Consider the following 12,194-nt stretch of genomic DNA (forward strand, 5'->3'; position numbering starts at 1 on the left):
TCAGGCGGCTGTCATTGAAATGGGCATGAACCACTTCGGTGAACTGGACAGAATTGCGGCGGCGGTGCGCCCGAATATTGGCGTCATTTCCAATGTAGGCGTGGCACACATGGAATTTTTGGGCAGCAGGGAAGGCATTCTGAAAGCAAAATGCGAAATGCTGGCCCATTTGGATAAAGACGGCGTTGCCATCCTGAATGGGGATAATGATATGCTGCAGACATTGGAAGGCAAGCTGCCCCATAAGGTACGCTGGTTTGGCGTGGAAAATCAGAAGGATTTCTATGCGGATGAGATCGAGCAGATCGGCTTGGAAAAAACGGCCTGCACCATTCATACCCCCATCGGCAATGTGCATGTGGATATCCCTATCCCCGGTGTGCATATGGTGCTGAATGCCCTTTCCGCAGCGGCAGTGGGCGTGGAGCTGGGGCTGACACTGGAACAGGTGAAGGCCGGCATTGAGGGATTCCAGTCCACCAAAAACAGAATGAGCATCGAAACAACCATGGATGGTATCACCATCCTGAATGACGTATACAATTCCAACCCTGTTTCCTGTAAGGCATCTTTGGATATCCTTGCCAATGCCAAAGGCAGAAAGATCGCTGTATTGGGCTTTATGGGGGAACTGGGCGATTATGCGGAAGAAGGACACAGAGAAGTGGGCATCCATGCGGCGGAAAAAGGCATTGATGTGCTGTACTGCATCGGTCTGTGCTGCGATTATATGGCAGATGCGGCGAAAAAAGCTGGGATGAAAGAAGTATATTATCTGGAAACACAGGAAGAATTCTGGGAAAAAGGTATCCCTGCCCTGAAAGCGGGGGATACAGTGCTGCTGAAAGCATCCCGCAGCAGAGAATTTGAAAAAACGGTAGCGAAATTGCAAGGAGTGAACTAAAGTGGGTTCTTTGGAACAGGCAGTCTATGCCATAATCATATCTTTCGTGATTGGTGTTATTTTGTGTCCAATCGTGATCCCGATGCTGAGAAAACTGAAATTTGGCCAGAACGTCCGCGATGATGGGCCGGAGACCCATTTGGCAAAGCAAGGCACCCCTACCATGGGCGGGGTAGCCTTTCTGGTGGCTTTCGTGATCACAAGCATCTTTTTCCTGAAAGGAAATCGGGATGGCGCAGCTATTTTGTTAATGACCCTGTGCTATGGTCTGATTGGTTTTCTGGATGATTATATTAAAGTGGTGAAAAAACGTTCCTTGGGGCTGCGGGCCTATCAGAAGCTGCTGCTGCAGCTCATCGTTACAGGACTGTTCTGCTCTTATGTGCTGAAAAGCGGCATCGGTACAGCCATCTATGTACCCTTTACACAAGGCATGATGCTGGATTTGGGGATTCTGTTCATTCCCTTCCTGTTCGTAGCCGTTTTGGGTACGGTCAACGGCGTCAATCTGACAGATGGTTTGGATGGCTTGTCCAGCGGGGTGACTTTGCTGGTAGCGGCTTTCTTCATGATTGCGGCTTGGGCGGCAGGCAGTACGGTGGCGCCTATGTGCGGTGCCATTATGGGCGGCCTGATGGCGTTTTTGATTTTCAACTCCTACCCTGCAAAGGTATTTATGGGGGATACGGGTTCTTTGGCTTTGGGCGGCTTTGTGGCTTCTACGGCCTTTGTGCTGAAAATGCCCATCTTTATTGTGATCGTTGGATTCGTTTATTTGTGGGAATCCATTTCCGTTATGCTGCAGGTAGGCTGGTTCAAGATCACAAAGAGAAAATACGGCGAAGGTAGACGTCTGTTCAAGATGGCTCCCTTCCATCATCATCTGGAAAAATGCGGCTGGAGAGAAACAAAGGTGGTAACGCTGTTTTATGTATCAACAGCATTGCTTTGCCTGATCGGTTTCTTAGGCTGTAAAAATATGTTCCTGTAACAGAAATCGGAAAGAAGGAATCAAACGTGGAATACAATGGTAAAAAAGCGCTGGTCTGCGGCATGGCGAAAAGCGGCATTGCTGCGGCAAAGCTGCTGAAAAGACTGGGTGCGGCAGTGACCCTGCAGGATATGAAGAAAAGAGAAAAAATTCCTGCGGATGTGCTTGCTTTGGAAAACGAAGGAATTGTCCTTTACACAGGCGCAAACCCGGATGATATTGCCTGTGCACAGGATGTGATTGTGCTGAGCCCCGGTATCCCCTGCGATCTGCCCTTTATTGCGGCGGCAGAGGAGGCTGGCGTGAATGTCATCAGTGAAGTGGAGCTGGCTTATAGCCTGACACCCTGTCCCATCACAGCAATCACAGGTACAAACGGCAAAACGACGACAACAACCCTGACCGGGGAAATCATGAAGGCAGTTTACCCCGGAACTGCGGTAGTGGGGAATATTGGTATTTCCTACAGCGGCGAGGTGGAACGCCTGACGGAAAAAGACTGGGTGGTTGCAGAGATCAGCAGCTTCCAGATGGAAAAGGCGAAGGAATTTCATCCCCATATCAGTGCGGTGCTGAATATTACGCCCGACCATCTGAATAGACATAAAACTATGGAAGTTTATATTGCCATGAAGGAACGGGTTTTTGCAAAACAAACAGCGGAAGATTTTTGTATCCTGAACCATGCGGATGAAGTTTGCCGCAAAATGGCAGAGAAAACAGCGGCAAAGGTATTTTTCTTCAGTTCTTCCGAAAAGCTGGAAGAAGGTATCTATCTGGATGGGGAAACTATCGAAGTGCGTTGGAATGGTATTAAGGAAACCCTCATCAATGTAAACGACCTGCAGATTTTGGGCGTACACAACCATGAAAACGTCATGGCGGCAGCGGCAGCAGGCATTTGCGCCGGTGTTTCTCTGGATATCATTAGAAAGGTTCTGAAAGCTTTTGCCGGCGTGGAACACAGAATCGAATACGTTGCTACTGTAGATGGTGTGGATTATTATAACGATTCTAAGGGGACGAATGTAGATGCGTCTATCCGTGCGGTGCTGGCGATGAAAAAGCCCATCGTGCTGATTGGCGGCGGCTATGATAAGGGCGTTTCCTTTGACGAATGGACGAAGCTCTTCCCCGGCAGGGTGAAGCATCTGGTCTTGATTGGCGTGACAGCGCCCCAGGTGCGGGCATCCGCTGAGAAATTCGGCTTTACAGCAATTTCTGATTGTGAGACTTTCCAAGAAGCTGTAGACCTGTGCAGAGCAAAGGCGGAACTGGGCGATTGCGTGCTGCTTTCTCCTGCCTGCGCAAGCTGGGGAATGTTCGATAACTATGAACAGCGGGGCGATCTGTTCAAGGAACAGGTAAGAGGATATTTAAAATAAAACTCTTTGACGAGGTGTAGAAATGGGAAGAAATCCTGGCAGACCGAAAAAGAAAACCGCGAAGCGGAAGTATATCAAGCCTTTGGGATATGATTTCACGGTCATGTTCATCGTGCTGACGCTGGTGCTTTTTGGCGTTGTCATGATTTTCAGCTCCAGCTATTATTATACGATGACCACAGAACGGTTCAACAATGATATGTTCTATTTCCTGAAGCGGCAGAGCGTATGGGCGGTTTTGGGCATTTGTGCCATGCTGTTCTGCATGAATGTGCCCTATACCTTTTGGAAGCGGTTTGCAAGGCTGGCCTATTGGCTTTCCAATATTTTTCTGGCGATGCTGCCTTTCTTTGGGACGGAAGCCGGCGGGCAGAAGCGATGGCTGGGAATTGGTTCTTTGTCCTTCCAGCCTTCGGAATTTACGAAGATTGCTGTCATTTTGTACCTTTCTGTCTATGTTATAGACCATCGGAAGGAATTGGCGAATATCAAGGGCTTTGCAAAGGCCTGTTGTGTTTTGCTGCTGCCTGTGGCTTTGATCGCGGTATCCAATTTTTCCTCTGCCTTGTTGGTAGGGCTGATGGGGGCGACCATTCTTTTTATAGCCAGCCCTCGGGTATGGTATTTCGGGGCGGCGATTGCAGGGGCATTGCCCCTTTGTGCCATTGCGGTGCTGCTGCCGCAGTTCAGATATCGATTAGGCCGTATCCAGACCTGGCTGGACCCTTGGAGCGACCCGACGGGCGCCGGTTTCCAGACGATTCAGTCTTTATATGCTTTGGCCTCCGGCGGCTTATTTGGCCTTGGCTTGGGGCAGAGCCGGCAAAAGACATTTATCCCCGAAGCCTATAATGATATTATTTTTGCCATCATTTGTGAGGAATTGGGGCTTGTTGGCGCAGCGCTGGTCATTCTTCTGTTTGCGGTGCTGATCTGGCGGGGAATCAAGATTGCTATAAATGCAAAAGATTCCTTTGGGATGCTGGTAGCGACAGGCATCACGGCGGTCATTGCCTTCCAGTCTATCATCAATATTGGCGTAGTTACAAACACGATTCCCAATACAGGGCAGCCCTTGCCTTTTGTCAGCTATGGCGGCACATCACTGGTATTTTTGATGATCATGGTCGGGATTTTGCTGAATATTTCCCGCTATCCCAAGGATAGAGAATAAATAAAGAGAATGTTACATAAAGCGGAGAAGGCTTCTGTTTTCTATGAAAATAGGAGCTTTGCTGCTGTGAAAAAGAAATATGAAAAGTATTTTCTATTCAGAAAACGGATAGGAAGTGCTTTTTCTCTGCTTTTCGATGTATACAAAATAATTACTAAAATACCCTTGACAAAATTGGATGAATTGAATAAAATTTTGTGATATAGAACAAAATACAGCACTGTGAAAGACAGAGAAAAAGAGGAGTACACATCCAGAATGTGCAGAGAGAAGGGTTCATCGGCTGAAAGGCCCTTTGCAGGAAAGATGTGGAAGGTAGCTTTGGAGTTGTTTCGCTGAAGAGGAAACCCTTGTGTAGGCGAAAACGGGAGGTCCCGTTACAGGCCGAAAAGTGTCCGTTCCAATGGGAACGGGAATGAAGGTGGTACCGCGAGCTTTCGTCCTTTTTAGGATGGAAGCTCTTTTCTTTTATATTCACAGTGAAATAAAAAACATAGGAGGAAAATCACAATGAGAGAGTTGGCAAAGAATTTTGACCCCTCTGTTGTAGAGGAAAGACTTTACAACAAATGGATGGAAAAGAAATATTTCCATACAGAAGTAGATAAAACAAAAGAACCCTTTTGCATCGTTATGCCGCCCCCGAATATCACAGGGCAGCTGCACATGGGCCACGCACTGGATAACACGATGCAGGATATTCTGATCCGCTGGAAAAGAATGTCCGGCTATAATGCCCTGTGGGTACCCGGTATCGACCATGCAAGTATTTCCACAGAGCTGAAGGTTGTTCAGAAAATGGCTTCCGAGGGGCTGACAAAGGAAGATGTTGGCCGTGAAGGTTTCCTGGAAAGAGCTTGGGCATGGAAAGAAGAATATGGCGGCATCATTTTGAATCAGCTGCGGAAGCTGGGTTGTTCCTGCGACTGGGACCGTGTTCGTTTTACTATGGACGAAGGCTGCTCCGAAGCGGTTCTGGAAACCTTTGTAAGACTGTATAACAAAGGATATATTTACCGCGGGGAAAAAATCATCAACTGGTGCCCGGAATGCCAGACGACTATTTCCGATGCGGAGGTAGAACACGTTGATACAGCCGGCCATTTCTATCATATCAACTATCCCATCGTTGGTTCTGATGAAAAACTGAGACTGGCAACAACAAGACCGGAAACAATGATGGGCGATACAGCGGTTGCAGTTCATCCTGAAGATGAAAGATATCAGCACCTGATCGGTAAAACCTGTATTGTTCCCGTTCTGAACAAAGAAGTTCCTATCATTGCTGACTCTTATGTAGATAGAGAATTTGGTACAGGTGTTGTAAAAATCACACCTGCCCATGACCCTAACGACTTTGAAGTTGGCCTGAGACATGATCTGCCTCGTATCTGCGTGATGAATGATGATGGTACGATGAATGAAATGGCAGGCAGATTTGCAGGCATGGACAGAATGGAAGCCAGAAAAGAAATCGTAAAACAGCTGGAGGAAGAAGGCTATCTGGTTGAGATCGAAGACATCACCCATGCGGTAGGCTGCCACGAAAGATGCCATGTTGCCATTGAACCCATGATTAAACTGCAGTGGTTCGTTAAGATGGAAGAACTGGCAAAACCGGCAATGAAGGTTTATCAGGATAAGGAACTGAAATTTGTCCCCGAACGTTTCGGCAAGACCTATATGCACTGGCTGGAAAACATCCGTGACTGGTGTATTTCCCGTCAGCTTTGGTGGGGCCACAGAATTCCTGCCTACTATTGTGATGACTGCGGTCATATCACAGTAGCGAAGGAAAACCCCGGCAAATGTGAAAAATGTGGTTCTGCCAATATCAGACAGGATGAAGATACGCTGGATACCTGGTTCAGTTCTGCTCTGTGGCCCTTCTCTACACTGGGCTGGCCCCATGAAACAGAAGAACTGAAGCATTTCTATCCTACAAGCGTACTGGTAACCGGTTATGATATCATCTTCTTCTGGGTAATCAGAATGGTATTCTCCGGCATGGAACAGATGGGTGAAAGACCTTTCAATGACGTATTGATCCATGGCTTGATCCGTGACGATCAGGGGCGTAAGTTCTCCAAATCTCTGGGCAATGGTATCGACCCTCTGGAAGTTATCAAAAATTATGGTGCTGACCCTCTGCGTCTGATGCTGATTACAGGGAATGCACCCGGCAACGATATGCGTTTCTATTGGGAAAGACTGGATAACTGCAGAAACTTCTGCAACAAGCTGTGGAATGCTTCCCGCTTCGTTATGATGAATATGGAAGAAGAAACAAGCACAAAACTGCTGATGCTGACTTCTGCGGATAAATGGATTCTGTCTAAGGTAAACACTCTGGCAAAAGAAGTACAGGATAATCTGGATCATTACGAACTGGGGCTGGCGGCACAGAAGGTTTACGACTTTATTTGGGATGAATACTGCGACTGGTACATCGAAATGGTGAAACCCCGTCTGTATAACAAAGAGGACAGTACAAGAGAAGCGGCTCTGTGGACACTGAAACAGGTTCTCATCAATGCCCTGAAGCTGATGCATCCTTTTATGCCCTTCATCACAGAAGAACTGTTTCTGCATATTCAGGATACAGAAGAAAGCATCATGATTTCCCAGTGGCCTGTGTATAAAGAAGAATGGAACTACAAAGAAAACGAAGCAGAAATCGATGCGATCAAGGAAGCTGTAAGAAATATCCGTAATATCCGTGCGGAAATGAACGTTGCACCTTCCAAGAAGGTACACGTTTTTGTTGTTTCCGAAAGCGAAGAAGTTCGTTATATCTTTGAACATTCCAAGGTATTCTTCAAGACACTGGGACACGCCAGCGAAGTAACCGTACAGGCTGACAAAGCTGGTATCGGTGAAGATGCGGTATCTGTTGTGATCAAAGATGCTACTATCTATATGCCGCTGGCAGAGCTGGTTGATTTCGCAAAGGAAATCGAACGTCTGGAAAAAGAACAGGCAAAACTGCAGAAGGAAGTAGAACGTGTAGAAAAGAAACTGGCAAATCAGGGCTTTGTTGCGAAGGCGCCTGCCCATGTTATCGAAGAAGAAAAAGCAAAAGAAGAAAAATATAAAGCAATGCTGGCACAGGTAGACGAAAGACTGGCACAGCTGAAAAAATAAGCTATGCGAAGCCCCTTCTGAGAAATCGGAGGGGTTTCTCTTTTTTCAGAAAAAGGCTGATTGAAAATAGAGCAAGAATATGAATTGTAATGTGTTTACACACAGGAAAGAGGAGGCAGAAGGATGAGGTATGAAAGCAGAGAACTGGAAGAAAGAAGCGTAATGATGACGGCAGCAAAGATGTGTGCAGCTGCCAGAACGGCACCAAAAGGAAGAGGCATCGACCGGATTGAAACACTGGTTTTGACGGGAGAAGAAAAAGACAGGCTGGCGGACAAAATGGAGGAAATTTTCGAATCAACAGGAGAGAGCAATGCCTTTTTTAAAAGAGATGCAGGAAACGTAAGGGATTCTGAAGCGGTGGTGCTGATCGGAACCAAGAAGGCTTGTCTGGGGCTCAGCTATTGCGGCTTCTGCGGCTTTGAAAACTGCGGCAATTGCGGGAAGAATGGAGGCAGCTGTGCTTTTGACTATGTGAATTTGGGGATTGCGTTATCCTCTGCGGCTGTGGTGGCGCAGATGGATTTTGTGGATAACCGTATTATGTTTTCCATTGGCAAGGCATGGATGGATATGGAAGGGAACGATATTATTTGGTTTGGCATTCCTTTGAGTGTGACAGGGAAAAGTAAATATTTTGACAGATGAAAGGAAGAAATGATATGAAAAAGAGCAGTGAAGTATTTGTATTTGGCAAAGATGTGACAGTGACACCTGCAGGGGAAGGCGTGGAAAGAAAAGTGCTGGGCTACAGTGAAAATATGATGATTTGTGAGATCAGAATGGAAAAAGGGGCAGTGATTTCCAGCCATGCCCATCCCCATGAACAATGTTCTACTATCATTTCCGGTAAATGTGCATATACTGTTGGAGCAGAAACGAAAGAAGTGCAGGCGGGGGATAGTGTCATGGTAGGCTCTGATGTGCCCCATGCTATCATTGCATTGGAGAAAACATTGGTGATGGATGCATTTACACCTATGAGAGAAGACTTTATTTGATAAAATATATTTTTTTGAAAATTACGGCGGGAAATTCCCCGTCGTTTTTCTTTGCGGAAGTTTAAATGTTCGTAAAAGAAAAGAGAAGAAAAAATGTTGGTTTGTAAAGCTTTTTTATGGGGACGTTAGCCTTTTGTAAATTCTATTGCGGAGAGATTTTTCCTATGGTATACCTGTACCAGCGGCGAAAAACCGCAGGGTAAAATGGAGCATTACTTTGAGGAGGGTATTGATATGAATTGGAAAAAAGGACTGACAACCGCTTTGGCAGTTGTGACTGTGGCAGGCACGATGACGGCTTACCATGATATTATGGGCGGCTCGGTGATTGCAGAAGCAAAGACAACATCATCTGACGCAGCAGTAAAATATAAAACGCCGAAATATGTGTTTCTGTTTATTGGCGATGGCATGAGCTATCCCCAGTTTCAGGCAGCTTCCGATTATTTGGGAGCAGTGAAAAATGAAGGGAAGGAATTGGTAAAAGGCGGCGAAAATCTTTCTTTTATGAACTTCCCTGTGGCGGGTTCTGCTGCAACCTATGATTCCACATCCTTCTGCCCGGATTCCGCTTCCACAGCAACATCCATTGCCAGCGGGGAAAAGACCCATAGCGGCGTGATCAACATGGATGAAACAAAGACAAAATCTTTTGAAACCATTGCAGAAAAGCTGAAAGAGCAAAAGGGCTACAAAGTTGGTATCGTAACATCTGTGAATTTGAACCATGCAACACCAGCAGCATTCTATGCCCATCAGGAAAGCAGAAAAAATTATTATGAGATTGGGGAAGAATTGGTAGAAAGTGGTTTTGATTACTTTGCGGGCGGTGCGCTGCTGAAACCGGAAGGCAATGATGGTGATAAGGAAAATATTTATGACGTGGCAGAAGAAGCGGGCTACAAGGTAGTTACAACACAGGCTGAGGCAGAGAAGCTATCCGAAAAAGACGGCAAATCTATTGTGATTGCAGAAAAGCTGGCAGATGAAGACTCCATCTCTTATGAAAATGACAGAGAAACAAACGAATGGGCACTGAAGGATTATGTAGAAAAGGGGATTGAAGTGCTGGATAACGACAAGGGCTTCTTTATGATGGTAGAAGGCGGTAAAATTGACTGGGCTTGCCATGCCAACGATGCGGGCTCTACCATTGCAGATACTGTTGCCCTGAGTGATGCTGTCGATGTAGCATTGAAATTTTATGCAGAGCATCCCGAAGAAACACTGATTTTGGTCACAGGCGATCATGAAACAGGCGGCCTGACGATTGGTTATGCCGGTACAGACTACGATACTTACCTGACAAATCTGACAAATCAGAAAATTTCCTATGCAAAATTTGATGAAGAATATGTAGCAAACTATAAAGCAAACAAAACACCTTTTGCTGACGTGCTGAAGGATATCAAAACAAACTTTGGTCTGATGGCCGCATCTGATCCGGATGCAGCGAAGAACCCTAAGCTGGTTCTGACAGATTACGAAATGAGCAAGCTGAAAGCAGCCTATGAAAAATCCATGAGCGGCGATACGGCCGATTTGAATCAGGAAGAGTATGTTCTTTATGGCAGCTATGAACCTTTGACCGTAACGATCACCCATATCCTGAATAATAAATCCGGGATCAATTTTGCATCTTACGCCCATACAGGCCTGCCCGTAGCAGTATTTGCAAAGGGACAGGGACAGGAATTGTTTGAAGGCTATTATGATAATACAGATATCTATGCCAACATGGCAGAAATTTTGAAAGTGAAATAATCCAGTGACAACGGAGGAGAGAGGATGGAAAAGGAAAAACAGCGGTATTATTTGCCGGTCATCGTTTCGGCGGTGTTTCTGATGATTTTGTTCCTTCTTCCTACAGGGTATGAAGGGGCGGTAATCTATCAGGGGATGGATCGCTGTGCAGCAAAGGTGCTGGAAGTGGATGACAGTATGATTATTGATACAGGTCTGGTACGTTCCGGCGAGCAAAGCTGTACATTGGAACTTTTGGGCGGAAAATTCAAAGGAGAAATCGTAAACGGCTGCAATCTGCTGAATGGTTCTTTAGAACAGGATAAGATTTTTGCAGTGGGGGATAAAGCCCAGGTGGTGGTCAGCTATCAGGGGGACGAGATCGGCTCGGTAACGATGATCGACCATTACCGCATTCACGTAGAATTTCTTCTGGCAGGTATGTTTGCTGTGTTCCTGCTGCTTTTCGCAGGACAGACAGGCCTCAGAGCCATCCTTTCCTTCGGTGTGACCGTTTTGTGTATCTGGAAGATATTAGTACCCTTGTATTTGAAAGGTGTGAACCCGGTTGGGGTTGGTATGATCGTGACGCTGCTGCTGACAGGTATCATCATTTCACTAGTGTATGGATTTGACAGGCGTGCAGCCTCGGCAGTGCTGGGGGCGGCAGCGGGATTGCTGGTGACAGCAGTTTTAGGTATTATTTTCACGAAAGCATTCAAAATACATGGCGCAGTAATGTCTTATTCAGAGAGCTTGCTGTACAGCGGGTATCAGGATTTGAACTTGACTGAAATTTTTATGGCAAGTATTTTTATTGGTTCTTCCGGGGCGGTGATGGACCTGGCGGTCGATATCACTTCCGCCATCCGGGAGGTTGTAGACAAAAAGCCGGATATTTCCCGGTGGGAAGCGGCAAAAAGCGGCATGAATGTGGGGCGGGCAGCTATGGGGACGATGACGACCACATTGCTTTTGGCTTATTCCGGCGGCTATGTGGCTCTGCTGATGGTTTTTATGGCGCAGGGCACTCCCCTTTACAATATCTTTAATTATAAATATGTTTCGGCGGAAATCCTTCATACCTTGGTAGGCAGCTTTGGACTGGTAACCACAGCACCATTGACCGCACTGGCGGCAGGGATTCTTTTGGCAGGCGAGAAGCAGCATTGACGGAGGAGAAGCGCAGGAAACATCCTGTGGCAATCACGCAGAGCTTCGCTGCAACGGAGTGCTGCGATATGATACATAAATTTTTTTCAAATTGTATCTGCGTTGAAGCCGGACTTCGGCGGGGGTTCAATCACTCTTCCCTTACTTATATTTTGAAGGCAGCGGCTATGATTATTCATAACCGCTGCCTTCATTTGCAGCTTTTATTTTATTGAATTATATAGAATCTGTTCGAAATATTGGGCGTTATCCATATATCAGGGGATGATTTCCAGCCAATAATTATCGGGGTCATTGATGAAATAGATACCCATCTCGGGGTTTTCAAAGCAGATGCAGCCCATTTCTTTATGCTTTGCATGAGCTGCTTCAAAATCATCGGCTTTAAATGCCAGATGGAATTCATTTTCTCCCAGATTATAAGGTTCTTTTCTATCTCTCAGCCAGGTCAGTTCCAGCGTAAAGCCTGTTCTTCCGTCGCCCAGATAAACCAGCTTCCAGCTGCCATCCGGGGCTTCTTTACGGCGCACTTCTTTCAGACCAAGGGCAGCTTCATAGAAAGCAATACTTTTTTCCAGATTCAAAACGTTATAATTGTAATGATTGAATGTAAACATGAAAATACCTCCTCGTATAATATCTTTTAGATACATAAATGTACCTTGAAAACTTAATAAAT

General features: G+C 46.1%; 10 protein-coding genes and 1 other annotated feature. Of the genes, 9 read left to right on the top strand and 1 reads right to left on the bottom strand.

The annotated features are described in order from the left end of the window. From ACI39P_RS00330 to ACI39P_RS00370, 9 genes are all read left to right on the top strand, one after another. Window positions 1-904: Mur ligase family protein (locus tag ACI39P_RS00330; protein ID WP_439718726.1), on the top strand; the 904-nt coding region annotated here is incomplete at its 5' end. 1 nt (window position 905) lies between these two features. After that, window positions 906-1,895, top strand: coding sequence for a phospho-N-acetylmuramoyl-pentapeptide-transferase (gene mraY / locus ACI39P_RS00335; RefSeq protein ID WP_439718727.1), 990 nt, complete (start codon window positions 906-908; stop codon window positions 1,893-1,895). Window positions 1,896-1,921: 26 nt separating this feature from the next. Continuing rightward, window positions 1,922-3,280, top strand: a complete 1,359-nt coding sequence (gene murD, locus ACI39P_RS00340; RefSeq protein ID WP_439718728.1) for a UDP-N-acetylmuramoyl-L-alanine--D-glutamate ligase — start codon at window positions 1,922-1,924, stop codon at window positions 3,278-3,280. A gap of 22 nt (window positions 3,281-3,302) precedes the next feature. Further along, window positions 3,303-4,454, top strand: a complete 1,152-nt coding sequence (gene ftsW / locus ACI39P_RS00345; protein ID WP_439718729.1) for a putative lipid II flippase FtsW — start codon at window positions 3,303-3,305, stop codon at window positions 4,452-4,454. A 223-nt stretch (window positions 4,455-4,677) separates the two neighbouring features. After that, window positions 4,678-4,902, top strand: a binding site (T-box leader). A gap of 62 nt (window positions 4,903-4,964) precedes the next feature. Then, entirely contained in the window at window positions 4,965-7,598 is a 2,634-nt protein-coding gene (locus ACI39P_RS00350; RefSeq protein WP_439718730.1) for a valine--tRNA ligase, read from the top strand. A gap of 123 nt (window positions 7,599-7,721) precedes the next feature. Continuing rightward, the gene (locus ACI39P_RS00355) at window positions 7,722-8,246 is read left to right on the top strand and encodes a ferredoxin domain-containing protein (protein WP_439718731.1); all 525 of its coding nucleotides are present in this window, start codon (window positions 7,722-7,724) and stop codon (window positions 8,244-8,246) included. 14 nt (window positions 8,247-8,260) lie between these two features. After that, the gene (locus ACI39P_RS00360; protein WP_439718732.1) at window positions 8,261-8,599 is read left to right on the top strand and encodes a cupin domain-containing protein; all 339 of its coding nucleotides are present in this window, start codon (window positions 8,261-8,263) and stop codon (window positions 8,597-8,599) included. A 234-nt stretch (window positions 8,600-8,833) separates the two neighbouring features. Continuing rightward, window positions 8,834-10,363 carry an alkaline phosphatase gene (locus tag ACI39P_RS00365; protein ID WP_439718733.1) on the top strand — a complete coding sequence of 510 codons (1,530 nt, stop codon included), beginning with the start codon at window positions 8,834-8,836 and terminating at the stop codon, window positions 10,361-10,363. A gap of 24 nt (window positions 10,364-10,387) precedes the next feature. Next, complete coding sequence (locus ACI39P_RS00370; protein WP_439718734.1) at window positions 10,388-11,515, top strand: YibE/F family protein; 1,128 nt, start codon at window positions 10,388-10,390, stop codon at window positions 11,513-11,515. Window positions 11,516-11,772: 257 nt separating this feature from the next. Here the strand turns inward: ACI39P_RS00370 and ACI39P_RS00375 are convergent, their stop codons facing one another. Then, entirely contained in the window at window positions 11,773-12,132 is a 360-nt protein-coding gene (locus ACI39P_RS00375) for a VOC family protein (protein WP_439718735.1), read from the bottom strand. Between the last annotated feature and the right edge of the window lie 62 nt (window positions 12,133-12,194).

It is taken from the genome of Anaerotignum sp. (assembly GCF_051877975.1).
Lineage (GTDB): Bacteria > Bacillota > Clostridia > Lachnospirales > Anaerotignaceae > Anaerotignum_A.

Excerpts from the sequence above, each read along its gene's own strand:
- ACI39P_RS00350 (WP_439718730.1), top strand. The coding sequence starts at position 4,965 with ATGAGAGAGTTGGCAAAGAATTTTGACCCCTCTGTTGTAGAGGAAAGA.
- ACI39P_RS00355 (WP_439718731.1), top strand. The coding sequence starts at position 7,722 with ATGAGGTATGAAAGCAGAGAACTGGAAGAAAGAAGCGTAATGATGACG.
- ACI39P_RS00360 (WP_439718732.1), top strand. The coding sequence starts at position 8,261 with ATGAAAAAGAGCAGTGAAGTATTTGTATTTGGCAAAGATGTGACAGTG.
- ACI39P_RS00370 (WP_439718734.1), top strand. The coding sequence starts at position 10,388 with ATGGAAAAGGAAAAACAGCGGTATTATTTGCCGGTCATCGTTTCGGCG.
- ACI39P_RS00375 (WP_439718735.1), bottom strand. The coding sequence starts at position 12,132 with ATGTTTACATTCAATCATTACAATTATAACGTTTTGAATCTGGAAAAA.
- ACI39P_RS00365 (WP_439718733.1), top strand. The coding sequence starts at position 8,834 with ATGAATTGGAAAAAAGGACTGACAACCGCTTTGGCAGTTGTGACTGTG.
- ftsW (WP_439718729.1), top strand. The coding sequence starts at position 3,303 with ATGGGAAGAAATCCTGGCAGACCGAAAAAGAAAACCGCGAAGCGGAAG.